23 protein-coding genes are annotated in these 26,742 nt (G+C 42.9%); 17 read left to right on the forward strand and 6 right to left on the reverse strand.

From position 1 onward, the window contains the following. Position 1: 1 nt before the first annotated feature. The 15 genes from B3S92_RS07355 to nfsB all read left to right on the forward strand — a co-directional run bounded on the left by B3S92_RS07355 (position 2) and on the right by nfsB (position 17,266). On the forward strand, positions 2-676 hold the full coding sequence (locus B3S92_RS07355; RefSeq protein ID WP_077450079.1) for an NADH:ubiquinone reductase (Na(+)-transporting) subunit D: 675 nt from the start codon (positions 2-4) through the stop codon (positions 674-676). After that, positions 676-1,284 carry an NADH:ubiquinone reductase (Na(+)-transporting) subunit E gene (gene nqrE, locus B3S92_RS07360; protein WP_077450080.1) on the forward strand — a complete coding sequence of 203 codons (609 nt, stop codon included), beginning with the start codon at positions 676-678 and terminating at the stop codon, positions 1,282-1,284. The genes B3S92_RS07355 and nqrE overlap by 1 nt, the downstream gene beginning before the upstream one ends. 64 nt (positions 1,285-1,348) lie before the next feature. Further along, positions 1,349-2,587: an NADH:ubiquinone reductase (Na(+)-transporting) subunit F gene (nqrF, locus tag B3S92_RS07365; protein ID WP_077450081.1), complete on the forward strand. Its 1,239-nt coding sequence runs from the start codon at positions 1,349-1,351 to the stop codon at positions 2,585-2,587. Between the two features lie 153 nt (positions 2,588-2,740). Beyond that, on the forward strand, positions 2,741-3,559 hold the full coding sequence (locus tag B3S92_RS07370; RefSeq protein WP_296204393.1) for an SDR family NAD(P)-dependent oxidoreductase: 819 nt from the start codon (positions 2,741-2,743) through the stop codon (positions 3,557-3,559). A 109-nt stretch (positions 3,560-3,668) separates the two neighbouring features. After that, positions 3,669-4,838: an FAD:protein FMN transferase gene (locus B3S92_RS07375; RefSeq protein ID WP_296204396.1), complete on the forward strand. Its 1,170-nt coding sequence runs from the start codon at positions 3,669-3,671 to the stop codon at positions 4,836-4,838. Between the two features lie 307 nt (positions 4,839-5,145). Further along, positions 5,146-6,654 (forward strand): sodium:proton antiporter NhaD, encoded by a 1,509-nt coding sequence (nhaD, locus tag B3S92_RS07380; protein ID WP_296204398.1) that lies wholly within the window; start codon positions 5,146-5,148, stop codon positions 6,652-6,654. A gap of 210 nt (positions 6,655-6,864) precedes the next feature. After that, a complete protein-coding gene (nqrM, locus tag B3S92_RS07385) occupies positions 6,865-7,113 on the forward strand; it encodes a (Na+)-NQR maturation NqrM (RefSeq protein WP_296204402.1) in 249 nt (82 codons plus the stop codon). A gap of 216 nt (positions 7,114-7,329) precedes the next feature. After that, entirely contained in the window at positions 7,330-8,586 is a 1,257-nt protein-coding gene (locus tag B3S92_RS07390; RefSeq protein ID WP_296204405.1) for a CynX/NimT family MFS transporter, read from the forward strand. A gap of 98 nt (positions 8,587-8,684) precedes the next feature. Next, positions 8,685-9,992 carry a valine--pyruvate transaminase gene (locus B3S92_RS07395; RefSeq protein ID WP_296204408.1) on the forward strand — a complete coding sequence of 436 codons (1,308 nt, stop codon included), beginning with the start codon at positions 8,685-8,687 and terminating at the stop codon, positions 9,990-9,992. Positions 9,993-10,148: 156 nt separating this feature from the next. Next, the gene (locus B3S92_RS07400) at positions 10,149-10,949 is read left to right on the forward strand and encodes an arylesterase (protein WP_296204409.1); all 801 of its coding nucleotides are present in this window, start codon (positions 10,149-10,151) and stop codon (positions 10,947-10,949) included. Between the two features lie 82 nt (positions 10,950-11,031). Continuing rightward, entirely contained in the window at positions 11,032-11,712 is a 681-nt protein-coding gene (locus B3S92_RS07405) for an HdeD family acid-resistance protein (RefSeq protein WP_296204412.1), read from the forward strand. Positions 11,713-11,795: 83 nt separating this feature from the next. Next, positions 11,796-12,482: an ABC transporter ATP-binding protein gene (locus B3S92_RS07410; protein WP_296204415.1), complete on the forward strand. Its 687-nt coding sequence runs from the start codon at positions 11,796-11,798 to the stop codon at positions 12,480-12,482. Between the two features lie 82 nt (positions 12,483-12,564). Beyond that, on the forward strand, positions 12,565-13,380 hold the full coding sequence (locus B3S92_RS07415) for an SDR family NAD(P)-dependent oxidoreductase (RefSeq protein ID WP_296204417.1): 816 nt from the start codon (positions 12,565-12,567) through the stop codon (positions 13,378-13,380). Between the two features lie 294 nt (positions 13,381-13,674). Beyond that, positions 13,675-16,326 carry an ABC transporter permease gene (locus B3S92_RS07420; protein WP_296204419.1) on the forward strand — a complete coding sequence of 884 codons (2,652 nt, stop codon included), beginning with the start codon at positions 13,675-13,677 and terminating at the stop codon, positions 16,324-16,326. A gap of 283 nt (positions 16,327-16,609) precedes the next feature. After that, positions 16,610-17,266: an oxygen-insensitive NAD(P)H nitroreductase gene (gene nfsB / locus B3S92_RS07425; protein ID WP_296204421.1), complete on the forward strand. Its 657-nt coding sequence runs from the start codon at positions 16,610-16,612 to the stop codon at positions 17,264-17,266. A gap of 302 nt (positions 17,267-17,568) precedes the next feature. Here nfsB and B3S92_RS07430 read toward each other — a convergent pair whose 3' ends face one another. The 5 genes from B3S92_RS07430 to B3S92_RS07450 all read right to left on the reverse strand — a co-directional run bounded on the left by B3S92_RS07430 (position 17,569) and on the right by B3S92_RS07450 (position 22,756). Further along, a complete protein-coding gene (locus tag B3S92_RS07430; protein ID WP_296204424.1) occupies positions 17,569-17,949 on the reverse strand; it encodes a hypothetical protein in 381 nt (126 codons plus the stop codon). 274 nt (positions 17,950-18,223) lie between these two features. Then, positions 18,224-19,171, reverse strand: a complete 948-nt coding sequence (locus B3S92_RS07435; protein ID WP_296204427.1) for an NAD(P)-dependent oxidoreductase — start codon at positions 19,169-19,171, stop codon at positions 18,224-18,226. Positions 19,172-19,236: 65 nt separating this feature from the next. After that, complete coding sequence (locus tag B3S92_RS07440) at positions 19,237-20,241, reverse strand: lipoate--protein ligase (RefSeq protein ID WP_296204430.1); 1,005 nt, start codon at positions 20,239-20,241, stop codon at positions 19,237-19,239. Between the two features lie 119 nt (positions 20,242-20,360). After that, positions 20,361-21,053: a hypothetical protein gene (locus B3S92_RS07445; RefSeq protein ID WP_296204432.1), complete on the reverse strand. Its 693-nt coding sequence runs from the start codon at positions 21,051-21,053 to the stop codon at positions 20,361-20,363. 89 nt (positions 21,054-21,142) lie between these two features. After that, positions 21,143-22,756, reverse strand: coding sequence for a GMC oxidoreductase (locus tag B3S92_RS07450; protein ID WP_296204439.1), 1,614 nt, complete (start codon positions 22,754-22,756; stop codon positions 21,143-21,145). A 240-nt stretch (positions 22,757-22,996) separates the two neighbouring features. Here B3S92_RS07450 and B3S92_RS07455 point away from each other — a divergent pair, with 240 nt between their 5' ends. Beyond that, complete coding sequence (locus B3S92_RS07455) at positions 22,997-23,860, forward strand: alpha/beta fold hydrolase (protein WP_296204442.1); 864 nt, start codon at positions 22,997-22,999, stop codon at positions 23,858-23,860. 447 nt (positions 23,861-24,307) lie between these two features. Continuing rightward, positions 24,308-25,378, forward strand: coding sequence for a Cj0069 family protein (locus B3S92_RS07460; RefSeq protein ID WP_296204444.1), 1,071 nt, complete (start codon positions 24,308-24,310; stop codon positions 25,376-25,378). Positions 25,379-25,845: 467 nt separating this feature from the next. Here the strand turns inward: B3S92_RS07460 and B3S92_RS07465 are convergent, their stop codons facing one another. Then, positions 25,846-26,580 (reverse strand): sterol desaturase family protein, encoded by a 735-nt coding sequence (locus tag B3S92_RS07465; RefSeq protein WP_349678948.1) that lies wholly within the window; start codon positions 26,578-26,580, stop codon positions 25,846-25,848. Positions 26,581-26,742 lie beyond the last annotated feature (162 nt).

Below are 26,742 nucleotides of genomic sequence, written 5' to 3' on the forward strand. Positions count from 1 at the left end.
CATGGCAACAGATACTAAAAAAATCTTAACCACGCCGATTTTTGACAATAACCCGATCGCTCTACAGATTTTGGGTATTTGTTCGGCGTTGGCGGTAACAACAAGCGTGCAAAACGCTTTGGTTATGTGTATTGCACTGACCTTAGTAACCGCGTTTTCAAGCTTTTTTATCTCAATTATTCGTAATCGTATTCCCTCAAGCATCCGTATTATTGTACAGATGACGGTGATTGCTTCCTTAGTAATCGTGGTGGATCAGATTCTTAAAGCAGTGGCTTATGACGTTAGTAAATCGCTTTCAGTATTCGTTGGTTTGATTATCACCAACTGTATTGTTATGGGTCGTGCTGAAGCCTTTGCTATGAGTAACCCACCTGTACCAAGTTTCTTAGATGGTATTGGTAACGGTTTAGGCTACTCAGCGGTTCTACTATTCGTGGCGGTAATCCGTGAGCTATTGGGTAACGGTAGCATCTTAGGCTTCACCTTATTGAATCCAGTAACCAATGGCGGCTGGTATGTGCCAAATGGCTTATTACTACTGCCCCCATCAGCGTTCTTTATTATTGCTCTATTCATTACCGTTATTCGTATCTGGAAGCCAGAGCAAGTAGAAGAAGCTGAATTTGTTATGAAGCCTCAGTCTAAAGGCATGGCTCATGGAGGAGGTCGCTAATGGGACATTATGTTAGTTTATTTATAACGTCTGTTTTCATTGAAAACATGGCGCTTGCCTATTTCTTAGGCATGTGTACCTTCTTGGCCGTGTCGAAAAAAGTATCGACGGCCATCGGCCTTGGTGTGGCGGTAGTTGTGGTGATGAGTATCACCGTGCCACTAAACAACTTATTATTCCAATTCATCCTAAAAGATGGTGCCTTGGCTTGGGCCGGTTTCCCAGATATTGATTTGAGCTTCTTAGGCTTACTGAGCTACATCGCCTTGATTGCGGCAACGGTTCAGATTCTTGAGATGTTCTTAGATAAGTTCGTGCCAGCGCTATATAACGCACTTGGGGTGTTCTTACCGCTAATCACTGTAAACTGTGCCATCATGGGTGGTGTACTGTTTATGGTTGAGCGTGACTACAACTTCACTGAGTCATTAACTTATGGTGTGGGTGCTGGTTTTGGTTGGGCCCTTGCCATTGCGCTACTAGCGGGTATTCGTGAGAAGCTAAAGTATTCAGACGTGCCTGCCCCACTACGTGGCTTAGGTATTACCTTTATTACTGTCGGATTGATGTCGCTTGGATTTATGTCATTCGGTGGTATGTCAATTTAATCGACTTACTAAGCCCTATTAATAGATAACAAGCGATTTGAATATTTAAATAAGGACAAAAATCATGGAGTTATTTGGTACCGCCATTGGCGGCGTCGCCATGTTTACCCTGATTATCATGAGCTTAGTGGCGATTATTTTGATCGCCCGCTCACGATTGGTCAGCTCAGGGGATGTCACCATTCGTATTAATGACAATCCTGACAATGACGTGGTAACCCCAGCCGGTGGCAAACTACTACAAACCCTAGCAAGCGAAGGTATCTTCTTATCTTCAGCTTGTGGTGGCGGTGGCACCTGTGCCCAGTGTCGCTGTAAAGTGATCGAAGGCGGTGGGTCAATCTTACCGACTGAAGAAGGTCATTTTACCCAGGGTGAAATCCGCGACAACATGCGTTTGGCTTGTCAGGTTGCGGTTAAGCAAGACATGAAAATCGAAATCGATCCTGAGTTCTTCGATGTACAAAAATGGGAATGTGAAGTTATCTCAAACGATAACGTGGCCACTTTCATTAAAGAGTTGGTATTGAAGATTCCCGATGGTGAAGAAGTGAACTTCCGTGCCGGGGGTTATGTACAGATTGAAGCGCCACCGCATGAAGTACACTACAAAGACTTCGATATTGCTGAAGAATATCGTGGTGACTGGGAACAGTTCGGCATGTTTGACTACGTGTCAAAAGTAGACGAAGAAGTGATTCGTGCTTACTCAATGGCCAACTATCCTGATGAGAAAGGCATCATCAAGTTTAACATTCGTATCGCAAGCCCTCCACCTCGTGGTCCTAAAGGGATTCCACCAGGTAAGATGTCATCGTATGTGTTTAGCTTGAAGCCAGGTGATAAAGTAACCGTATCCGGTCCCTATGGTGAGTTCTTCGCCAAAGACACCAAAGCGGAAATGGTCTTCATCGGGGGTGGTGCCGGTATGGCGCCGATGCGCTCTCACATCTTCGATCAGCTTAAGCGTCTACACTCAGATCGTAAAATCAGCTTCTGGTATGGTGCGCGCTCAGTTCGTGAAATGTTCTACGTTGAAGATTATGACATGCTACAAGATCAGTTCGATAACTTCGAATGGCACGTAGCCTTATCTGATCCACAGCCGGAAGACAACTGGGACGGTTACACTGGATTCATTCATAACGTATTGTATGAAGAGTATCTAAAAGACCATCCAAACCCAGAAGACTGTGAGTACTACATGTGTGGGCCTCCTGTCATGAACGCAGCGGTTATCGATATGCTTCATAACCTAGGCGTTGAAGATGAAAACATCTTATTAGATGACTTCGGTGGTTAATAGCTACTCTCAATAGCTGAAGTAAAAAATATACCCTAAATATGTGATAAATTAAGAGCCTCAACTGAGGCTCTTTTTTTATGGCTATTTGCTATAAAAAACAGCCCTCAACCCCTACTCCCCCCTTACCCCATAATATAAGAAAGGATGCTTATGAAAACCAACTTTAAAACTTTAACCATTTGGATAACCGGGGCCTCCAGTGGACTTGGTGAAGCCTTGGCTTTGCAGTTTGCCAAGCAAGGGGCCACTTTAATATTAAGTGGCAGAAATCGTGATAAGTTAGAAGCGGTCAAATCTCAGTGCAAAAACAGCCACACCCATGTCATTGTCGACTTTGATATCTTAGATGAGCAGCAAACCAAAGAGGCTTATTTATTGGCCAAATCACAATTAGCTGCACAAGGGCAAGCTGTCAAAATTGATTGGCTGATTAACAATGCTGGTGTCAGTCAGCGCTCATTAATCATGGACACCACAGAAGAGGTCGAGCGTAAATTAATGGAAATTGATTACTTTGCTCAGACTCGGCTGACCCGATTGGTATTACCCGATATGATCGCCAAAGGTGGCGGTAAAATTGTGATGGTCTCCAGTGTGGCCGGTCTGCTGGGCACTCAGTATCGCGGGGCTTATGGGGCAGCCAAAGCGGCCATTCACATGTGGGCCAATAGTTTGCGTGCAGAGCTCAGTGATAAACAGATTACTGTGGCCACCATCTTTCCAGGCTTTATCCAAACTCAGGTATCAATTAATGCGCTTACTGGGGATGGCAGTACTCAAGGCACCATGGATGAGGCCACCGATAAAGGACTCACCGCCAAAGCTTTTGCCAAGCAGACTGTAAAAGCCCTTGCTGGCGGTGAAGAGTACATTATCGTCGCAGGACAAAAAGAAAAACTGGCCACCTTGATGAATCGCCTCTCACCCTCTAAGCTTTATAAAATCATTCGCGGCGTGAAAGTAACCTAATAAAGCCCCACAAAAATGGCAATAATGGCGTTAAAATAGCGCCTCTACTCGCTGATATAGATTTTAATTTATATCAGCCTCTCTTTCTTTTTTTAATAAAACGACTCTTATGACTTACCTATCTGCTACCAATAACTCTCCTATCCCCTCTCGCCACGGCCTCACAACCAAACTGTTGCTTACTGGGGCAATAACCAGCTCATTGCTGCTTAGTGGTTGCCAACAGTCGCCAACTTATGACTACATACAAGGCGAAACCATGGGGACCAGCTACCACATTAGCTTTCAAAAGCCCAAGGATGTTGATGAGGAAGCCATCAAACAGGCGATAGATAAGCGTCTACAACAGATTAATATCAGTATGTCGACTTATATGGAAGACTCAACTATTTCCAAATTTAATCGATTAAAGGCAGGTGAGTCGATCCAAGTCGATCCTGATTTTATTCAGGTTCTACAAGATTCTAAGCAAGTTTATCAGCAGTCAGCTGGGGCATTTGACCCCACAGTAATGCCGCTCATTAACCTCTGGGGCTTTGGCAGTGTGATGACGGCTGAAAGATTACAAAACCCACCTAGCCCGGATGAGATACAAGCCGCTAAATCGCTTTTAGACTTTGAAGGTATTAACCTTTCGGGCACTACCTTGACCAAAGATAAAGACAATGTCGAGCTGGATTTCTCTGCTGTGGCCAAAGGCTATGGGGTAGATGTCATTGCTGAAGTACTGCATAAAGACTATAAGATTAATAATTATATGGTGGAAATTGGCGGTGAAGTTTCAACTTCAGGGGTCAATCAAAAAGCCCAGCCTTGGCAAATAGCCATTGATGCGCCAGTTATTGATAGTACGGTAACTGAGCGTTTAACCTTGGCCGCCATTCGTCAGCCCAGATCCCCCAATAAGCTACGTTTGGCCACTTCTGGTAATTATCGCAACTCTATCATCTTCAATGGTCGCCGTTATAGCCACACCATAGATCCGACCACAGGCCAACCTATCGCAGGTGGCGCTCCTTCTGTGACCGTAGTTGCTGACTCGGTGTCTTTGGCGGACGCTTGGGCCACCGCTTTGACCGCCATGACTTATGAGCAAGCGCTAGCCACTGCTACTGATAAAAATCTAGCGGTATTATTCGTAATCCCTAAAGATGGCAAAATTCATGATGAGGTCCCCTCTGTAAAAGATTTGGCTCGTCACAAAGCAGACCCTCTAGCTTATTGGCAAATAGTTGAGACGCCAGCAATGAAAGCTTTAAGAGCCGGTAACACCCAATAACAAGGGTTTTTACTTCTTTTATCTAAACTGTTATTAAATTTAACGGCTAATATAAATGTGGGGCTTTATTTATTAATAAAGCTCCATTTTTATTAAGTTTTAGTTAATCATATACAAAAAGTTTAATTTTAAATAATCATTTATTTTTCAATAGTTTACACCTTGAAAATAGCAAGAAAACTGACACTCTTCAATCTAATTTGACCAGTCATTTTAGAACCTGTCTTACCCCGTCTGAGTTGGTTACAATAGGTAGATTAATTTTTAGTAAGTAGCAACGTGTTTTAACACTAAGGATCGATCGGCAATGATTTACTCATTGATGGCGTTAGTCTTTGTTATAGGTTATTTAGCGATTGCTCTAGAGCACAACATTCATGTTGATAAAGCAGCTTCTGCCCTGCTTACCGCGATTTTAGTCTGGACCCTTTTGGTTTTCGGGGCAGACACTCTTCTAGTAGAACAGCTGGCCAACTCTGAGAATTTAGGGGTAAGCCAGTTTCTCAATTCCGAACTGCGACATCATCTCGCTGAAATAGCTGAAATTCTATTCTTCCTAATGGGCGCAATGGTTATCGTAGAGCTGATTGACGCTCACGATGGCTTTTATGCCATTACTAGCCGAATTAAGACCACAAGCGCAGTGACTCTGCTGTGGACCATCGGCATCTTAACCTTCTTTTTCTCAGCCTTGCTTGATAACTTAACCACCACCATCGTAATGGTGTCTTTGTTACGTAAGTTGGTGGCAGATAAAGAGATGCGCTGGTGGTATGTGGGCATGGTCGTTATCTGTGCCAATGCCGGGGGCGCTTGGTCACCCATTGGAGACGTGACCACCACCATGCTATGGATTGGCAACCAAGTTACTGCCAGCAATATTATTGTTGACTTAATTGTGCCAAGCTTAATTGCTGCTGCGGTACCTTTAGCGGTATTAAGTTTCTTCTTTAAGGGCAAAGAAGTGTTTCGTCCTAAGGATCCAAAACCCGTGGTACAGGCCTCAAGCAGTAACTATTTAGGTCCTGTGGCTGACAGTGACGATACGCTAAATGCTCAGGCAATGTATATGGAGTCCGTGCCGACCACCTCTCCAGAGAGCTTACCTAAAGGTCAAATTGCGGCCATTGCCCAAAGCTCCATTACCAATAAAATGCGTGTTAGTGTCTTGGTGCTTGGGTTATCTGCTTTAGCCTTTGTGCCTATTTTTAAGACCATTACTCAGTTGCCTCCCTATATGGGCATTCTATTTGGCTTAGGGATTTTGTGGGTCTATACTGAAATTATGCACCGTCACCATGACTGGTATGTCAAAGAGCATATGACAGTGGTCGGGGTACTGACCCGGGTAGATATCCCCAGTATTTTATTCTTCTTAGGGATTTTGTTGGCGGTGGCAGGTCTGGCAACAGCAGGGCACCTAACTGATGTGGCCTTATGGTTAGACACTACCTTTGGCAACCTTTATGTCATCAACGTAATGATTGGCTTGCTGTCCTCTTTAGTAGATAACGTGCCCTTAGTGGCGGGTGCCATGAAAATGTATCCGCTATTAACAGACGCCTCATTGGTAGGTCTCTCAGGTGATCAGCTTGCGCGTCAAAGCCAATTCTTACAAGATGGCGCCTTCTGGCACTTCTTAGCATACTGTGCGGGTACTGGCGGTAGCTGCTTAATTATCGGCTCAGCCGCTGGTGTAGCAGCTATGGGTATGGAGAAACTGCCATTTGTTTGGTATTTAAAACGCATTAGTGGGTTGGCCTTAATCGGTTACTTGGCTGGTGCGGCCACTTATATTGCTATTCATGTGATGTAGTTGATAATTGAAAGCCGGAAATACTAAAAGGGCAGCCGTTCGCGGTTGCCCTTTTTTACAGCATTAATACCTCGTGCACCCGCCTATTGATAGCAAATATGGTAGAATAGGTATCAAAAGTTCGATTACAAATTCAGCTTGTGGTTAGATGAAGATGGGGTAAAACTATCTGTTTTAGAACACAAGCTTCAAAACCTAAGTGAGGTTATTATGCTCGCTCAATTGCTTCCTATGTTGCTTATTACCTTTGGAGTCTTCGTCCTATTCTTCTTGATGATGGGTATCGGCTATATGGTAAAAAAAGAACCGTTACGTGGCTCATGCGGCCGTGTGGCCAACTTGATGGGCGATGAAACCTGCCAGTTTTGTGGCAATGACCCCAACTTGTGTGAACAAATCAATGATGAAAAAGCGTTTGATCGTAAGAAAGCCGCTGATTTAGGGAAATCTGCTTTATAAACTACTGTGCTGTTTTTTAGCCGGTCATTTATATTCAAAAAACCCCAAGTCCGCTGTATCAAACCAATCATTGATCCTAAAAAAAGAGGTTATATTAAATTCTGTTTCTTATTTAGGCTCTCTGATACATTTCTGTTATAGTAAAACCATCGCTTAGGCGGTGGTTTTTTTATTTGAATCTACTTCTCCCTTTTTATTATGGTTAAGTCCTTTAGTATGTCCAATTCTACTTCCTCCGCCGATTCTCAGACACCAGCTTCTGTCACCAAAACCCCACGGGCAGTATTTTGGCTGGTGCTGATTGCCATTTTATTGATGGCCAGTAACATGCGCTCCCCCATTGTCGCTCTAGGCTCAATTGCACCGGTGGTTCAAGAGGCATTAGATTTGACTGCCGCCCACATTGGCTGGCTTGGGGCCATTCCGATGCTGATGTTTGCCTTAGGGGCACTGGTCTCCCCCGCTATCGGCAAGCGCTTTGGACTTGAGAACACGCTTATTGCAGTCGTCATAGTATTGACCGCTGGTATTATTATGCGCTCTACTTGGATTAGCTGGCATGGCTTCCTTATTGGCACTATTTTATTATCATTGGCCATTGGTTTCGCCAATACCCTGGTGGCACCGATTATTAAACAACATACCCCAGGCAATATTGCCTTGGTCACCAGTATGTTTAGTTTGACCATGTCGGTGATGGCAGGATTGGTCTCAGGGCTGGTTTATCCTTTATCCGAACGTGTGGGTTGGCAGTGGGCCCTGGGCGGGTGGGCCTCCCTAGGTATCGCCGCTCTTGTGGCGTGGATTATCTTAAGGCTAAAGCTAGGCTCTTCAAATAAAATGCCAGTAGCGACATTAACCGAGGATGAAGCAGCGCAAGAAGCCGCTTCAATCTGGAAGTCCCCTTTGGCTTGGCAGTTGGCGGTATTTATGGGATTACAGTCGTTACTGTTTTATACCATCGCCGCCTTTTTGCCCTCCATTTGGATCAGTAAAGGACTGTCTGAAGTAGCCGCCGGTAGTATGGCTTCCGTTTTCCAATTTATGGCCCCCATTGCCATTATTGGTATGACTTGGCTCATTAGTAAAAGAGGGGTCAAACTACAGACCGTGGCCATCGGCGCAACGGTATTAAATGTCATCGGGCTTCTCGGAGTATCTTACCTGCCATCGCTTATGCCTATGATGTGGACCGCCATTATGGGACTCGGCTGTGCGGCGATTTTTACCCTATGTATCATGCTATTCTCATTACGCACTTATACCCCAAACCAAGCCAGTAAACTGTCTGGTATGGCGCAAACCATCGCTTATTTGGTCGCGTTTGCCGGACCCTTTGGGGCAGGCTGGCTTTATGAGCTATCAGGGAACTGGGACGGACCGTTATTATTTATATTGATATTGACCATCATTAACGTAATTATTGCCTGGCTCGCCAGTCGCCCTATAATGATTGACGGTAAGCCTGCTTAGGAACTACTCTTAATCTATCTTTAAAAGCTCTTTATTAAAGCTACTTTTTTGATTTAACTTTTCTGATTTTTGTTAAAAATTACCAAAAGGGTATTTCTATGAAATTTTCAAAATATGGTCAACAATTCACCAAAACCAGTGCCATCTCACAGTTGATGGATGATTTGGGCGATGCCTTAAAAAGCCCAACGCCAGTTAATATGTTAGGCGGTGGCAACCCAGCTCGCATTGATAAAGTGAATGAGGCTTATTTTGAAGTTTATAAATCATTAGAACAAGGTGGAATTGACGGCGGCGCCATTGAATCGGTGGGCAACTACTCAAACCCTCAAGGCGACGCTAAGTTTATCGATGCGTTGGTGGCTTTTTTTAACCGTCATTACGACTGGAATTTAAGCACAGAAAATATCGTGTTAACCAATGGCTCGCAAAACGCTTTTTTCTATCTGTTTAACCTGTTCGGGGGACAGTTCGAAGAGCAAGATGGCGAGATTAGCACCAAATCAATTTTGCTGCCGTTAGCACCCGAGTATATTGGTTATAGCGACGTCCACATTGATGGCAAACATTTTATTGCCATTAAACCTGAAATTGAAGAGGTTGAACACGAAGGCGAATCAGGCTTCTTTAAATACAAAGTAGACTTTGAGGCTTTAGAAAACTTGCCGGCCCTAAAAAAGGGTGAGATTGGCGCCATCTGCTGTTCACGCCCTACCAACCCTACTGGCAACGTTTTAACTGATGAAGAAATGGCACACTTATCTGCTATTGCCAAACAGTATGACGTTCCATTAATTATCGATAACGCTTATGGCGAGCCGTTCCCAAACATTATTTATCCCGATGTTAATTTAAACTGGGACGGAAATACGGTGCTGTGCTTTAGCCTATCAAAAATAGGTCTTCCAGGTGCCCGTACGGGTATCATCATCGCCGCACCAGAGGTGGTGAAAACAGTAAGTGCCATGAATGCGGTGGTCAACCTTGCCCCCACTCGTTTTGGTGCTGCCATTGCCGGCCCTCTGCTTGAAGACGACCGCTTAAAAGAGCTGTGTGACGATACCATTCAGCCTTTTTATGCCAAAAAAGCAAAAAAAGCCATTGCTCATATCAAAGAAGAAATGGGGGATTATCCGGTCTTGGTTCATAAGCCAGAAGGGGCAATTTTCCTATGGGTATGGTTCAAAGACTTACCGATTAGCACCACCGAGCTATATGACCGCTTAAAACAGAAGGCAACTTTAATTGTGCCTAGTGAGCACTTCTATCCGGGCCTAGACACGACGGACTATCCTCATGCCCATCAATGTATCCGCATGAGTATTGCCGCCAGCGATGAGACCTTGGAGGCCGGCATTAAAGTAATTGGTGAAGTGGTGCGTGAGCTTTATGACAATCAAGCTTAAATGAGGCGTGGGCTTGGGCCACTTAGGCCGAATAGCCCTTACTGATAATGCTTGTTATTAATAACACTTATTTAACCAATCTGGGACAGTAAACAACCGATAAGCTTGCTACTATAGAGGTATAAGTTAAATCAATTTATACAGCAAGGTTTTTCTATGTCCCCTCCTCTCTCAAAGTCTATACTGAAACCCTTGGCACTAAGTTTGTTCACAGGCCTAGTGCTCATGGGGTGCCAACCTAACTCAGAAAAAGTCGACAGCACTGACCAAAAAACTGACCCAGTAGCGGCCTCAGAGACCCCAGCTCAGCCAACTACGGCTGCTCAAACTGATTCAGTCGCAGGTTCTGCAGCACAGCGCATTGAACAGCCTATTACTATTCTAGCGCTCGGCGACTCCCTCACCGAAGGCTTGGGCGTAGCCGAAAATGAAGCTTATCCCGCTCAATTACAGACCGCGTTACAGCAAGCTGGCTATGTTAATGCCAAAGTCATCAATTCAGGATTAAGCGGCGAGACCAGTACTGGACTTGTTAACCGCCTAGATTGGGTATTAAAGACCAAGCCTAACATCACTATTTTGACCACGGGCGCCAACGACGCCATGCGTGGCATTGAAGTGGCGACAGTAGAGAATAACTTACGTACAGCGATAGAACGTCTTCAAAGCGAAGGCAGTGTGGTGGTACTGGGTGGCATGCAGATTTATGATAATTTAGGCGACGATTATGTGAAAGCCTTCTCTGCTATCTACCCAAAATTGGCTGAAGAGTATGATATTGCCTTTATCCCTTTCTTTTTGGAAGGCGTAGGCGGGGTGGCTGAGCTCAATCAATCCGATGTTATCCATCCGACCGCTGAAGGCTATACCAAGATAGTTAATAACAATATTTTGCCGGTATTAACCCCTGTTATTGAAAAGGTTACTGAAACCGAAGCAAAGGCAGATAGTAAATAACCTTGAATAACTTTTAATAAAAGTCACTACAATAATCTAGATTCTAAATGAGCCTTTCGATAATAAATATAAGAGAATAATTATGAGAAAAAGTATATTTAAAACCTTTACCGAAACCATTAAACATTGGTACATCCCAGCCATTGTGGGCTCGATATTCATTGCTGTGGGTATTTATACCTTCGCGGCTCCTGCTACCTCTTATGTGGCCCTCTCTATCTTATTTAGCTTATCGTTTTTATTTGCCGGTATTTCAGAAATCAGCTTCTCATTGGCCAATAAAAATGAAATGGATAACTGGGGCTGGATGCTTGCCTTTGGTACTTTAACTACGGTAGTCGGCGGCTTATTACTGGCCAATCCAGAAGTTTCAATGCTAACCTTAAGCTTCTATGTGGGCTTCCTAATTATATTCCGGGCCATTAGTGCCATTAGCTTCTCTTTAGACTTAAAAGACTATGGGATTAGTGACTGGGCCAGGTTAATGGCCTTAGGGGTTATTGGCTTAATCTTCGGTGTGCTTATGGTATGGAGACCTACCTTTGCGGGTATGACCATCATTATTTGGACCGGCTTGGCCTTTATTACTACCGGTATCTTTAGCCTATATCTGTCGTTCAAGTTGAAAAAACTTAATGAGCTACCCCAAAAAATGCCAGAGGAACTAAAAATTAGATTTAGAGAGTTACAGCAGGAAATTGATGAGGTTAATAAAACCCCTTATCGCCAAGGTAAAACTTATGACCACGACCCTAAACCTTAGCCTTAAGTTACCGTCATAATCGATCGTAGCCCTGTATAAAACCCAGTTAACCAACCCTTTATAAGCCAGACGAGACCCTACTTATGTCCTCTACCCCTTCCAATTCATTGCCTTTATTACATGCCAAAAATCTTAGCAAAAGCGTAATGATTGGCGATACCAAAACTGACATTATCAAGGATGTCGATGTGTCCATTGGGGCTGGTGAATTTGCAGTGATTATGGGTAAGTCAGGCTCAGGTAAGTCGACCTTACTTGGGCTGCTCGCAGGGCTTGATTATCCCGATAGTGGTGAAGTATGGCTTGATGGTCAGAACTTAACCAAACTGTCTGAAGATGAGTTGGCTCAAAAGCGGCAGCAGGATATGGGCTTTGTGTTTCAATCGTTTCATCTGTTGCCAACGTTGACTGTGGCTGAGAACATCGCTTTCCCGTTGGATATTGCTCGCCAGCCTGATCCAGATAGAGTTGAACAACTGTTGGTGGCTGTTGGCTTGACCCATCGCCGTGATAGCTTACCGCATCAACTCTCTGGGGGTGAACAACAGCGTACTGCACTGGCTCGGGCCTTGGTGGCTCGTCCCAAAATAATCTTCGCTGATGAACCCACTGGTAATTTGGATGAGCAAAATGCGCAGCAAGTCATGAACTTATTGCTTGAGTTACAGCAGCAGTCTGGCACGGCTTTGGTTGTGGTTACTCACGACCCTGCGTTAACGGAACATGCCGATCAAGTTATTATCATTCATGATGGTACGATCACGAACTAAGCAGGCCGTTCTTAACCTTGCAGTTATAAAAGCAAGAATACAATCTTATGAAGAGGCTTAGCAACCCTACCAATGGAGCCCCATGAAACCTAATAAAAAAGTCTTACTCATCGGTGGCACCAGTGGTATAGGTAAAGCGTTGCTAGAACGAATGCTTGAGGATAATAAGGTTGAGCAAATATTTGCCACTTATCATCGTCGTCAACCCATCACCAACTACCCTGACATCAAAGACCCTAATACTAAATCTACCGATACTAAAAATACTGATACTAGAGATAAAGTTGTCTGGTTGGCGATGGATGTGACTTCTGAGCCGAGTATAGAACAAGCCATCGAGCAAATTAGCGAACACGTTGATCATATCGACTGGGTCATCAATGCGGTTGGACTGCTACACAACATAAGTCATCAACCCGAAAAAGCAGTCAGGCAACTTGATCCAGAGTTCTTTATCGACAATATGAAAGTCAACGCCCTACCCAGCTTATTGATTGCGAAACACATAAAGCCGTTATTACAAGCAAGGTTAAAAGCAGGCGACCCGAGCGAAACAGACCCTGCTATTTATGCCACTATTTCAGCACGAGTCGGTAGCATCAGTGACAATAAGCTAGGGGGATGGTACAGCTACCGCATGAGTAAAGCAGCGTTAAATATGGGGATGAAAACACTTTCTATCGAATGGCAACGGTCGCTAAAAAATGTCTGCGTGGCTGTAATGCAGCCGGGTACAGTAGATACCCCTTTATCCAAACCTTTCCAGACCAATGTGCCTGATGAAAAGCTTTTTCAGCCTCAACAATGTGCCGATAATTTACTGACAGTATTAAGCCAATTAACGGTAGAGGATACCGGCTGCTTTGTTGATTGGGCAGGCAAGCCAATAGCTTGGTAGCCGATTTTGATAGTGCTTTTATGAAATAGCACATCGCTCTATCTTTTTATTTACTGGCCTTTAAACCTAGTAGATGAGTCAAAAATAAAAAACTTGTTGAATGTACCTTATTCTCAAACAAAACTTTAGAATTTAACTCAACAAATGGACACATTTAATTAACCTTAACTATTTATTAGCTAAAATAAAGCCACTGACATAAACTGTGAAACGGTATACCATCATTCTCCTCCCTTCTAGACGCCCCCTGATATCTCTAGACCTTATCAATAAAAGACAAGTCGTTGTACCACTATGACCACAAATACCTCTCCTACTCGTCCAACCTCTTATTCAAATTTAGGTAGTAAATCCTTACAGCGTAGTTGGTGGCGCCACTGGATATATCCGTTGCTGTTCTTATTGGCGATGGTGTTGTCGTTATCGACTTACTTAACACTCGACTCTATTCAACAGTCGGTACGCGATTATGTCTCTGATAATCAGCGCGCGTTGGTGGGTGGTGACTTAATATTGAGCAGCAAAGAGGCATGGACACCTGAGCTATTACAGATATTAAAACCTTTAGAGTCAGAGACAGACGAGGCGAAACAGACACAACCAGAAGGTGTGGTTTACGACTATCAGTTTAATGCGATGGTATCCAGCGTGGCAGCGGATAGAGGGTCTAATAAAACAATCAATAAACAGCCAAAGTCAAACGACGCTACCCTACTGGCCCGAATCAAAGCAGTTTCAAAGCAGTATCCTTTATATGGTGAGGTTGAGCTGGCCTCGGGGCAACCGCTGTGGCAAAAATTGAAGCCACAGCAAGTGGTGGTCGAGGCTCAAGTACTGACTGGGCTGAATTTAAAAATTGGTGATAAGGTCAAAATCGGTGATGCGGTCTTTACCATTGCCGATGAACTGATCGCTGAGCCGGACCGCCCTTTGACTGCGTTTGGCTTCGGCGCCCGAGTGCTGATGTCTGATACTGACTTGGCCGCTACCAACTTGATGGGACAGCGCAGCCGGGTTGATTACCGCATTGAGCTGGCGGGTAGCCCTGAGCTAATGGCCAAGCAGCGAGCTGAACTACAGAAAATCACTGCCTCGCAGCCAGAGATTGAACTCACAGACGCTGACGAGACAGATACTTCAGTGACTCAAGTATCTGATAATGTGCTGATGTTTCTTAAGTTATTGGTAATAGCGGTGCTGTTTTTATCGGCAGTAGCGCTGTTGAGTGTGGTCAAGGCCTTTGTTAGCTTACAACAAAACCCCAATGCCATACGTCGTGCGCTAGGTGAGTCAGTTAGTTCTATCAAGCGCAGTTATTACCAGTTATTTATTGCCATGGCGATATTGGCCTGTTTGGCTTCAGGCGTACTCAGTTTAGGTATGTTAAAGGTAGGTGCTCAGTATCTTACTGCCATTTTACCGCCACATATTACCCTGTCTATTCAGTGGTTAAGCTTTCTTAAAATCAGTGTGGTGGCTTTGGTCATTACCTTGTTGGTAGTACAGCATAGCCTCTATGCAGTGACCCATACCAAGCCTTCGGCAGTCTTAAAGCAAGCCACAGACAATCATCGCCAACATCCGCCTCTTTATTGGTACGGCTTGGTGCTGCTGGCAAGCTTTGGTTTGATGGCTTACGAATTTAGCTCTTTATTGACCGGGCTAAAAGTACTGGGCGCTATGCTGTTATTGGCTGCTGGCTTTTGGCTAATCGGTCGAGGTTGGTTATGGCTATTGGCCAAACTTGCCAGCAAAGGACTTTTTGGTAGAAAGACCGGTTGGATGGCCCGTACCGCCGTGCATAACCTGTCTCGCAAAGGCAATCAATCGGGACTGTTTTTTGTCACCCTAGCCTTATCAGTGGCGGTATTGACCATGATTACTTTGCTCAATCATAGCCTCAACACGCAGTTTGTGCAGGCTTATCCTAAAGATGCGCCTAATTTATTTTTATTAGACATTCAAAGCGACCAACATAAGGGGCTAGAGGCTGTGGTTAAACAGCCTATTACTTACTTCCCCGTGGTACGTGCCCGTGTTACTGAGGCCAATGGCGTCCCTGCTAGCGAGATTGAACCTGTTGGCGGCACTCAAGATGATCCGACTCGGGTATTTAATTTAAGCTATGCAGACAAGGTAATGGATACCGAGTTTGTTAAAGAATCAGTCACTAAGGATCAATTATACGGTCCAATCGATGACTCAAAATCGAATGAACCCTCAGAATCAGTCGTGCCGTTATCGATATTAGATATCGCTGCTGAGTTACTTAATGTGGGTATGGGCGACCAAGTGCGCTTTAATATTCAAGGTATTGAAATCGTCGGTCAGATTACCAGTATTCGCGAGCGTTATGAGAGTGGCCCTAGTCCTTTCTTTTATTTCTTATTTGAGCCAGAGGTATTGAAAGACGCGCCGCAAATTCAGTTTGCGACTACCAAAGTCGCTGCCGATAGCATTCCACAATTACAGACTGACCTTGCCCGTCAATTCCCTGCCATTACTACCATTGACGGTGGCGCTATTGCCAAGCAAGTTCAGGGCTTTGTGAGTCAGATGAGTCGATTGGTGCAGGTGTTTACCCTACTCGCCATTATTACCGGCATTATGGTGCTGATTACGTCCCTATTATCGACGTCGCAAGATCGCTTACGTGACAGTGCCTCATTCCGTTTACTGGGCATGCAAACCAGCGATTTATATAAGATTAATATGCTTGAGATTGGCTTATTGGGGATTAGTGCAGGCGTGTTCGCCGTGGTATTGGCTAGTGGTGCTGCTTATTTGGTCATTGTGCACTGGTTTAACTTACGCTTTAGCATTCCTTGGGACAGCTTCGGTATTGGTGCTTTGATGTTGGTAGCTGTGTTACTACTTATTGCAGTGAGTTATGTACGACTGGTTATTGGACGTGGAATTATGGCGAGGGTTCGAGGGATGGTTTAGTTAGCGTACAAGTTATAAGACAGCTGTTATGAAAAGAAGGGGGTTAACAGACCATCTTGCTTAAAAATTTCATCACACTAATATACTGAAACGCTACTTAATCAGTTAGGTTTATCAACATTATAGTCTGATTTATACTCTATAATTTTTCTAAAATATTGAAATATATCAATATTGTTTTTCGTCAAGATTGATTAAGACAATTAAAACACCAAGCCTTGACCATATAAACTAGCAAATAAATAGACAAATAAATTAAAACTTATAAACGGACATTCTATCTATGAAAACTATTTCTGAAGCCATGAACTGGCGCTATAGTACTAAGGAATTTGATGCCAACAAGCGAATTTCTGACGAAGATTTTTCGCAGTTAAAAGACATTCTGCATCTGCAAGCCTCTAGCGTAAACATTCAACCTTGGTATTATATTATTGCTGATGATGACGCCGGTAAACGGCGCATGACTAAGGGTACGCAAGATATATTTGAGATGAACAAGAATAAACTTCTTGATTGCTCACATGTGGTGCTGTTTGCGACACGTGTGTATGCCGATGATGCGTATTTAGAAACGATTCTTGAGCAAGAAGATAAAGACGGTCGTTTTGCTAAGGAAGAGTATAAAACGCAAATGCACCAAGGCCGTAAAATGTTTTTAGATATCCATCGCTATAATAAGCTCAATGAAGCACATTGGATGGGTAAGCAAGTGTATTTAAGTATGGGAGCATTGTTGCTTGGTGCAGGACTGCTAGGTATTGATGCGGTGCCTATGGAAGGGGTAGATATTCAGGCGCTTGATGAAGAGTTCGGATTAAATGAGAAAGGCTATACCACGGTAGGATTGGTGGCGCTGGGTTATCGTAATGATAACGACATTAATGCCACCTTACCTAAGTCACGTTTGCCCAAGGATCTGGTTTTTAGCAAAGCGTAGATAGTATTATCTTTAATAGTTTAATAAGAGGTACAGTTTTTATGGCTGTGCCTTTTTTATTGAAGCTTTTTATTAAAGTTAGCCAAATCAAGAATGCATATTTATATCTTGATGAAACTCTCTAACCCTTCAAACTATTTATCGACCTGTTATTTATGAGCTTTTTATTTATAGATTTCTAAGAGATTATAGTTATTTTTTAGACAAAAAAACTGGGCCATGGGCCCAGTTTTTAGTTTCTGCCAACAGGTATAAAAAGCTTTCGTTGGATAATACCTTTAGATCAATAATCGTCTGGCCAATTAATGATGATCACTGTCTGCATAAGACTGCAAACCTAAGGCCGGAGTCGCTGGCAATTCTCTTTCTTGTTTAAAAAAACGAGATTTACCTTCTAAGATTTTATTAACATCTTTAATCAAATCTTCAATGACATCATCATAAATACCAAGGTTAAGCTCTCTGTCAAAACCAGTGTAAGCATGCTTACGCGCAGCAGAACGTACATCGGTAATACCATGTTTTTGGAAGAAAATATCTACGCGGCCATCGCTGTTTAGGACACAGGTTAGTATGCCATCATCAACTTCTAAGTCGTAACGCTCAGGGATAAAAATATAATCGTCCACATCCAGCAACTCTTTTTCAACCGTACGGGTTAATAATGATTTGATATCAAACAAAATGACACTCCTTCTAGCTATACAATTTGGTTATATTTAGTAGTTATAAAATAATCAGGTAAATATAGCTGTTATAAATTTTTATTATTTAACTTATTATTTAACACAGGAAGATTTAAAATCTCTCTACCTTATTATTTCAATCTATACTACAAGATGACTGACCCTTTTTTAAGTTAGCTAGTGTAAATCTACGTTGATGATTAGCAAACATCCCAAAATCAACCCTACCTTTTATGATTATCAGTCTTCAATATCCATCAAAGCGCAGCAGCTAATTTTGGCTAACAAATTCATTAATTTGCTGAGTTAATACTTGCCATAATTTCACTTGAGAAGCTCTACTGCCTGCACCCAGATGCGGACTTAAAATGACACGGGGGTGAGATTGTTTCGCCAGTTTTACAATAGGGTCGCTCTCATCAGCAGGCTCTTGCTCAAACACATCAGTGGCAAAACCTGAAACCTTCCCACCTTTAATGGCTTGCGCCATCGCTTGAGTGTCGACGACTTGCCCGCGGGCCACATTAACCACCACTGGATTTCTAGCCATTTTGGCAATAGCCTCTTCATCAATAAGGTGCTTAGTCTCTTTAGTTAAGGGGCAATGTAAGCTAAGGACATCTGACTGCGCCAAAACTGTATCAAAATCAGTATAGTCATTATTACGTGGTTTTCTGCCTTTACGCTCGGCCCAAAGCACTTTCATGCCATAAGCTTCTGCAATCTTAGAAACTCGTTTACCAATGTCCCCCAGCCCAATCAGACCTAAAGTCAAACCTTCTAAATCGACAATTTCAGCCTGTATAACCCCTGCTCTGCCTTTTTGCTTCCAACTACCATCCATCACTTTATTGTGATAGTTAACCCCTGCCCTCATGGCATTGAGCAACAGCATAAAGGTATGTTCGGCCACCGTTGCAGTCGCAAAGCTAGGCGAGTTCAACACTTTAACACCGTTATCATCACAGGCTTCAATATCCACTTGGTTTGTGCCCACAGAGGTCAGATGAATTAGCTTTAGATGGGGTAAAGACTGGATCACTTCACGCTCAATTCTTAAGCTACCCACAATCATGATATCCGCATCTTGGCAACGTTCAATAATCACCGAATTGTCTTGTAGAGTGCCACGATAACGAATCAGCTCACCAAGCTTTTCAGGCGTGGTTAACTCAATGCCTTGAGCAAATCTCTCCTCATCCAATAAGACCGCTTTCATTAAACCCTCCTTGCTTATTTTATTGATCTACATTGACAATCACTGCTATCCGATAACAGCTTGACCTAGGTTGTCATCTGACCGACCAACCATTGCTCAAAGTCAGCTACCTGATCGGCCAAATCAGTCCGTTCTCTCTTCAGTGCTTGTAGCTTGGCTTGCACCTCAGCGATGGTGTACTTCGTATCCGTTAAGGTCTGCTTTAACTCATCAATCAGCTCAACATTTAACGCATCAGAGAAGATAACCACCTCGGTAATCACCGCTTGCTGTACATCTAAATGCAGATCAACGATGCCCCAATCAAAGCGAGTTTCAATGTGGTGTGAGAAGGCCGGAGTCTTACCAAAACGCCAGTCCCAATCCGCCATCTGCTCATAATATTTGTTGAGATGAGGCTCGCTTTTTAAGGAGGCCTCATCTAATTCCTCAACCTCTACCGTTTGCCCGTAATACTCACAAAAAGCTTCGATAATGGCTTCCGACAAGCTCTCATGAGTAACTGTGTCATTAAAGTCCACTAAGTTTGCCACGCGCGAGCGGACCGACTTAATGCCTTTGGCTTGTAGCTTCAGAGGGTGTGGATTTAGATAATCGCCCAGCTTTTGCATATTGGCATTAACCAGTAAGGTGCCGTGATGGAAGCTACGGTCAATTGCATGCTTAAAGGCACTGCCTGATATCTTACGCTCACCCACTTGCATATCATTACGACCCGATTGAGTCGCCTCTATACCCAGTTTTTTTAGAGCATTAACGATGATTTGGAAGTTGGCATCTTGGTTATAGTCTTCTTTGGGCGATAAAAAAGTGAAGTTGGTGTTGCCTAAATCATGGAATACCGCCCCACCACCACTTTGACGGCGCGCTAAATAAACCCCATCTTGTTCCATTTTATCGGTTTTACATTCCACCCACGGGTTTTGGGAGCGGCCGATGACCACGGTCTCCGCGTTACGCCATAAGAACAGAATGTGGGTATCAGAGTCTAGCTCTTGGAATATCCAGTCTTCGGTAGCGAGGTTAAACCAGGGGTTGGTTACTTCTGATTTTAATATTCTTAGTTTCATAGCAAATCCTATTTATAACTACAGTTTCCATCGTTTGTTTGATATCTTAAAATACTTGCCTGCTATCAGTTAGCAAAAATGAAAACTCAAAGAGTAGTTACTTTTCTAGGTTTTTTACATTATCTGCTCTGACACATATGATTTATAAAGCTTCTTAATTTTGCAACATCGGCCTCTAGCTCTTTATCTCTTTTGCCCTTGGATGCTGTTTCTATTTCGGCCTTAATTTTCGGGTCGTTAGTAGTGATAGTATAGCTTTTTTTCAGTAATTCATTATTTGCCGTAGCGCTTATTTTCGCACTAGCAAACGTTGTAAAAAAATCATTTGGCATTTGATTAATATCTGGATAATAATTGGTCACAAAATCAACTTTAATGCCTTGTGGCTTTTGAAAATCATTACATAACCCATTATTCGACTGATATATTGCAGATTCGATAATTCCTTTGCCAAACTCGTAAAACTTAATTTTATTACAATTCCCTAAAGTATTGAATGTCTCTTTGTTTACTACGGAAATATTTTCAGGCTTGTCACCATTCAGATTAATTAAACTAAAAGATTTTTCATCACTATATTTAAATATGTTATGTTCTCGCCCGGTGTGCTTATTGACAAAATAACCTGCCACATCGTTTTCATTCAGTTGCTTGCCAATAGTATAAGCGTATTTACCAAATACCAGCTCTTGCATTGAGCCATCTGTTTCATAATACTTAATTTTGCCGTCTTTTTTTTCATCCATACTGAGGGTGGCACACGCGCTTAGAACGCCAATACTTAGTCCAGTTATTATGGTTTTCTTCAACATATCTTTAATCCTTTAATAATCCTTTAATACTCTAGATTAGATTAACTGAATGTTTAGTTTACCATCTAAAAATCAGAGATCTATCAAATTTATAACTCAAAATCCTGCTGCAAAATATAGCTCATATTACGCTCAGCAAGCCCAGTAATGAAGACATAAGGGTTGACGCCAGCACTGCCTGGGATCAAAGCGCTGTCTTGGACATAAATATTTTCATGACCTTTGACCCGTCCAAACTCATCCGTGGCTTTGCCGAGCACACAACCGCCTAAGGGGTGATAGCAGAAGTTATCACCGTAGCCTTTGGTAAACAGTAAGCTTGAGAGACGGCCACCATTGGCTTTGGCTAACTTTTCAATGAGTTCTTTAGCGGCATTAACCGAATACTCATTTTGTGAGCGCTTCCAATTTAACTTCACCGTACCTGAGGCCTTGTCATAATAGTAATTGCCGCGCTCAGGGTTATCAGTAATGGCCAAATACAAAGTGGTCCAAGTCTCAAGTCCTAAGGGCAATGGAGCAATCTCAGCAAATATCTTATATTTTGAGCCGCCTCTATCCCCATCCCATAGATTAATTCCCTTCACCGGAATGGTAGACTGGGCTTCACCGGCAGCATACACGAAGTTACGCCCGGTCATGATATTGCCATTGGGCCCCCAATGCTGCCCTATATGCTCATTGAGATTATTCAATGTACCTGCCGCTTGGCTTTTTAATAGTAACTCTGAGGTTCCGGTACTGCCGGCATTTAAAAACAGCTTGTCGCAGCTGTAATACTCAATGGTATCAACACCGCCCTCTTCATTAATTACGTGCACATCAAGCTCGAGCTTACCGTCGTCTAATTGCTTAATAGCATTCACTTTACGCAGGGTTTTAACCGTCACATTGCCAGTAGCTTCCGCATCTTTTAGATAGGTCAAATCTAGCGAATACTTGCCGGCATTATTACCATAGATAACTTCACCGCCCAGGGCTGACGGATACACCTCACCCTTGGCTTCTTGCTGCATATAATCAAAATCATAGCTGTTGCCAAAAAATTCAGTTTTTAGTCCTGCTTTATCGGCTTGACGTTCAGCGGCCCGAGTAAACTCATAATGTTCCGAATTATTAAAGAAATCTTCTGGGATTTGACTGACCTTCAATTGTTTTAAGGCTCGTGGAAAAAAGGTGTTGTACATCTCTTCACTGTCAATCCAAGGAAAGGTTTGTTCAAAATGTGAGCGTCTTGGCTGAATGGCAATCGCCCCATTGACGATAGAGCCACCGCCATAGGCACGACCCGCAAATACCTTTATCTCGTCATACTCAACCAAATCTAAAACACCTGGGTATTTTTTTATTCTTCTTGGAATCGGAATCGGAGCACTTGGCCAGTTTTTAAACCAACTAGAGCGCTCATCGGCAGTGATCATTTTACAAAAGGTATTGTGATTAGGAGTTCTATCCCAGCGCTTACCCATTTCCAAAATTAATACTGGGTGACCTTGCTCACTTAGACGTAAAGCACAAACGGCGCCCCCATAGCCACTGCCAACAACAATATTATTAAAGTGTCCTGCCTTTTTGACAGGGGTGTCAGCGGAGAGGGGTTGATAATTATTACCAGCCAAAGTCTGGCAGCCGCTCATGGCAGCTGAAGTACTGACCGCTCCCAGCCCAAGGCCCATGGACTTAATGAATTTACGTCGCTGCATTTTATTCCTAATATTTTTGATTTAGTGGTGATTATCGGTCACTTATAAGGGGTTAGTTTAACAACCTTAGCTTTCTGCATTCATTAGCTTACGTAATTTATTTAACACCATTTATTTAGTCGTCAGACCTAGTCTGAACCAGTGGTAAACAAGGCATATGAATAAAAAAGGTGCCTCAAGCGTTACAAATTAAGCTAAAATAGGGCTTTTGTCGCATAGCTATAAAAGCCGAGACACTCAATGACCTTATCTCCTCCAAAGTTAAAAACTGACGAGTTTTTTAATCTTGAAGATAAATGGATTCAAACCGCGTCACAAGAGATCACCCACTATTATGATCAAGGCGAGGGCCTACCTGTACTGCTACTGCATGGCTCAGGATCAGGCACTTCAGCAGCCATGACTTGGTGGCAAAATATGCCTCATCTTAGTCAGAGTTATCGTGCTATCGCTTTTGACTCTATCGGCTATGGCGAAACGGTGATTGACCCGGACAGCACCTATGGCATCAAGCAATGGGGTGATCACACTTTACGTTTGATGGATGCTTTGAATATTGAGAAAGCTTGGCTAATGGGCAGCTCATTGGGAGGGTGGATAGCCTTACAACTGGCCTTAGATCATCCCGAACGAATTTATGGCGTGATATCCATCGGGACGGGCGGGGCTAAGCAAATCGATAAGCCCAAAGCCGCCCCTACTGCCAAACCGCAAAGCACCCTTTCAGAGGCTCTTATTAAACAGGACTTACAAAAAAATATCTGTAATGATGCGGTGGTGTGCGACACTTTAGTACGCTTACGTTATCAAGCGGCTCTAAAAGAGCAAGCCGGCGGATTAAGGCCTACCTTATTGGCAGCACGAGATCGAGACCGTGTTCATTTTGCACTGGACTTCGAGGGCCTAGCCAAGCTTACCCTGCCAGTATTGCTAATCCATGGGGTGAATGACAAAGTGGTTCCCTTATCACGTAGCTTGGAGCTATTAAATGTCATGCCTAGTGCAGATGCCCACTTCTATAGCCAAGCGGGACATTGGCCTCATATTGGTAAAGCCCGTGAATTTAATGAGTTAGTCAGTAGCTATATTCAGCATAACAGTTAAATAGTAAGCGCCTTAACTGAAGTTGTTTTGGTAAAACCCCTTAACCAGACAACGCCCCTATTTATAGCGTGCTGGCCCTCTTTTTTTGTCATCATAAGTTCATAATATTTTATTATTGTTTAACCACTGCTGATATCACTGAGGGCGCTGGTGTTACTAAGGTCATAATTAGGGGCATCACAGAAACTTACTGTGAAAAAAATCTAAAAAAGTTAGTTTTCTGTATTGTTTTCTACTTCACTCTTCTATAGACTTGCGCCTTCCAAAAAACAAACCTCGAACCATCCCCCTCTAAGTATTACCTTGATGACCTTAGTCCCTTATTTAATACCTTATAGATTCCATTCTTAGCCACAGTTATACAGTTACCTATTTATTGACTCACTCATTAATCAGCAATTCGCTTATTAACCCTAGATAATTATTGGCATTAACAGAGATTTTAGTATGAAAAAACACGTTGTTATTTTTGAAGCTCGTGGTGGCTCTGATAAGAGCAAATATGGCTATCGCCGCGACACCTACCCTATTATTGAATCCTTGAAAGCTCGGGGCTGGACCGCTGAGGTTATTTTTTATAGTGATGAAAATCGGGGTGAAATCTACCGTTATACCATCGATAAAGCCGATGCGTATGTGAGCCGTATCAATCCAGGTAATCTAAAAGATGAAACAGGTTACTTCCAGATGCTACGTGAATTGGTACACCAAGGCGTTAAAGGCTTACCTCATCCTGACGTCATGATTAACTATGGTGCCAAAAACGTGGTGGAACGCCTAAAAGGCACGGCGTTAGTTCCTGTAGACGTCTACTGCTACTATGAGTATGATGAGCTAAAAAACCAGTTCCCAACCACATTGGCCAAAGGGGAACGAGTACTAAAACAAAACCGTGGCTCTACCGGTGAAGGCATTTGGCGCGTTCAATTAAAAGACCCTAAAAAATATAAAGACGTGGCCGAGATTCCAGAAGATGCGGTATTAAAGCTGACTGAAGCCTTAGACAACCATGTGGAAGAAAAGACATTGGGCGAATTCATCGAATTTTGCTATCAGTATCTAGAAGGTGATAACGGACTGATTTTAGATATGCCCTTTTTACCGCGTATTAAAGAAGGCGAAATCCGGGTGTTAATGCTACGTGATAAAGCGGTGTCTGTGGTGCATAAAAAGCCCGATGAGGCTGCTGATGCATTTTCTGCCACCCTATTCTCTGGCGCCACTTATCGCTATGATAAGCCTGAGCAATGGCAGGAAATGGTCGACGAAGTAGAGTCTAGTATTCCGATGTTACAAGCTCGTTTAGGCGGCTATGCGTTGCCACTATTGTGGACTGCTGACTTTATTTTAGACACCGATGACAAAGGCAAAGATGTCTATGTCTTGGGCGAAATTAACTCTTCTTGTGTTGGTTTCTCTACTAATCTAGAGCTTTCAGAGAACATCGCTGATGAGATTATGAATCTGATTGAAGCGGAAAGTGTGATCAACAGCCGTTTCCCAGCCTTTAGAATTTAGGTCAACATTAAGTTTAACGCAATCATCAGCTTAGCCAGTCACTGACTAAAATTTCAGTTTAAGCTAAAGTACTGGTTTAAGCCTGCAAAATAACAATTAAGACTCTCCTATAAATATAGGGGAGTCTTTTTTTTGGTTAATGTTTAAAGTTTTATGGCTTGTTTTATTTGGGGTTTTATTCTGGTTTTGACAACTATCGAGCTTGGTTAATTGTTTGTGGTAAATCAGCTTATCTAACAATGCATAGACTACTTTAACAGTTGAACGATACCTGATAGTTGAACGATCTAGGGAAAATTTTTTATTAACTGAATTTTAAAATACGTTCAATCAAAGTCCATTCACATAACATCTGTTATATCAAACTCGGGTTCTTACCACTTTCAATACTAATGTTAATTTGCAGAAGGCGGTCTAAAAAATGCTCCTAATTTATTCTTAAAGCCTTTCGCTTTAAAAAACCGCTTTCACATGCGAATAAAAACATCGAATATTAAATGAAATATATTATCGTGACTAGGTTCACCAACCGCTCCATACTTGACTGGATTATTAATCCTATCCTCTTCAACGTAGGTTCCAAACATTCGGTCGAAAATAATAATCACCCCGCCATAGTTCTTATCAATATATTCTCCATTGGCGCCATGATGAGCACGATGATTAGAAGGCGTATCAAAGATATACTCAACCCATTTAGGAAATTTTCCAACAGTTTCAGTATGAATAAAGAATTGATAGATAAGATCTAAAGCATAAAAGAAAAAGACCCAAACTGGATGAACGCCAAGCAACATTAGCGGCAGAAAGAACACCCACCAGCCTGTGACTGAATACAACAAACTCTGTCGCATCGCTGTTGATAAATTCATTCGATCATCCGAATGATGCAATACATGAGCTGACCAGAACCAGTTTACTCTATGTGAGGCTCTATGAAACCAGTAATAACAGAACTCTACGGCAATAAAGATAGGGATAAAGGTTAGCCAGGTTACTTCAATAGTAAACAGACGATATTGATACAGCCACAAACATATAGGTATAACCACCAAAGCTTGAACTATCAGCTCAAACCCTAAGTATGACCCGCCTAGACTGAAGTTTGTAACTGCCCGTCGTAGGGTAAAGTTATCACCTTGGCCCCTTTTGGACTGATAAAACCACTCAGCTAAGAACAAAAGAAGGAAGGGGCCTCCCACTAGCGGTAAAATCCATTCTTGCCAATAGCTAGGTAAGACGCTCAGCAAAAAATCTTGAGAAAAATCTGGAGCTATATTAGGGCGCGTCCTCCATTTAACTTACAGAGAATAATAGTACAAGCTAGGTAAAGCATAGATTTAAAATTGCGTGCTAGCTTTTCA

Source organism: Psychrobacter sp. UBA3962 (assembly GCF_002385225.1).
Taxonomy (GTDB): domain Bacteria; phylum Pseudomonadota; class Gammaproteobacteria; order Pseudomonadales; family Moraxellaceae; genus Psychrobacter.

What these genes read in the sequence shown, in the direction of transcription:
- B3S92_RS07445 (WP_296204432.1), bottom strand. Translation starts at nt 21,053, where the DNA reads ATGTTGAAGAAAACCATAATAACTGGACTAAGTATTGGCGTTCTAAGC.
- B3S92_RS07375 (WP_296204396.1), top strand. Translation starts at nt 3,669, where the DNA reads ATGACTTACCTATCTGCTACCAATAACTCTCCTATCCCCTCTCGCCAC.
- B3S92_RS07400 (WP_296204409.1), top strand. Translation starts at nt 10,149, where the DNA reads ATGTCCCCTCCTCTCTCAAAGTCTATACTGAAACCCTTGGCACTAAGT.
- nqrE (WP_077450080.1), top strand. Translation starts at nt 676, where the DNA reads ATGGGACATTATGTTAGTTTATTTATAACGTCTGTTTTCATTGAAAAC.
- B3S92_RS07390 (WP_296204405.1), top strand. Translation starts at nt 7,330, where the DNA reads ATGTCCAATTCTACTTCCTCCGCCGATTCTCAGACACCAGCTTCTGTC.
- B3S92_RS07395 (WP_296204408.1), top strand. Translation starts at nt 8,685, where the DNA reads ATGAAATTTTCAAAATATGGTCAACAATTCACCAAAACCAGTGCCATC.
- B3S92_RS07440 (WP_296204430.1), bottom strand. Translation starts at nt 20,241, where the DNA reads ATGAAACTAAGAATATTAAAATCAGAAGTAACCAACCCCTGGTTTAAC.
- B3S92_RS07420 (WP_296204419.1), top strand. Translation starts at nt 13,675, where the DNA reads ATGACCACAAATACCTCTCCTACTCGTCCAACCTCTTATTCAAATTTA.
- nqrF (WP_077450081.1), top strand. Translation starts at nt 1,349, where the DNA reads ATGGAGTTATTTGGTACCGCCATTGGCGGCGTCGCCATGTTTACCCTG.
- B3S92_RS07415 (WP_296204417.1), top strand. Translation starts at nt 12,565, where the DNA reads ATGAAACCTAATAAAAAAGTCTTACTCATCGGTGGCACCAGTGGTATA.
- B3S92_RS07355 (WP_077450079.1), top strand. Translation starts at nt 2, where the DNA reads ATGGCAACAGATACTAAAAAAATCTTAACCACGCCGATTTTTGACAAT.
- nfsB (WP_296204421.1), top strand. Translation starts at nt 16,610, where the DNA reads ATGAAAACTATTTCTGAAGCCATGAACTGGCGCTATAGTACTAAGGAA.
- B3S92_RS07405 (WP_296204412.1), top strand. Translation starts at nt 11,032, where the DNA reads ATGAGAAAAAGTATATTTAAAACCTTTACCGAAACCATTAAACATTGG.
- B3S92_RS07410 (WP_296204415.1), top strand. Translation starts at nt 11,796, where the DNA reads ATGTCCTCTACCCCTTCCAATTCATTGCCTTTATTACATGCCAAAAAT.
- B3S92_RS07435 (WP_296204427.1), bottom strand. Translation starts at nt 19,171, where the DNA reads ATGAAAGCGGTCTTATTGGATGAGGAGAGATTTGCTCAAGGCATTGAG.
- B3S92_RS07460 (WP_296204444.1), top strand. Translation starts at nt 24,308, where the DNA reads ATGAAAAAACACGTTGTTATTTTTGAAGCTCGTGGTGGCTCTGATAAG.
- B3S92_RS07370 (WP_296204393.1), top strand. Translation starts at nt 2,741, where the DNA reads ATGAAAACCAACTTTAAAACTTTAACCATTTGGATAACCGGGGCCTCC.
- nqrM (WP_296204402.1), top strand. Translation starts at nt 6,865, where the DNA reads ATGCTCGCTCAATTGCTTCCTATGTTGCTTATTACCTTTGGAGTCTTC.
- nhaD (WP_296204398.1), top strand. Translation starts at nt 5,146, where the DNA reads ATGATTTACTCATTGATGGCGTTAGTCTTTGTTATAGGTTATTTAGCG.
- B3S92_RS07450 (WP_296204439.1), bottom strand. Translation starts at nt 22,756, where the DNA reads ATGCAGCGACGTAAATTCATTAAGTCCATGGGCCTTGGGCTGGGAGCG.
- B3S92_RS07455 (WP_296204442.1), top strand. Translation starts at nt 22,997, where the DNA reads ATGACCTTATCTCCTCCAAAGTTAAAAACTGACGAGTTTTTTAATCTT.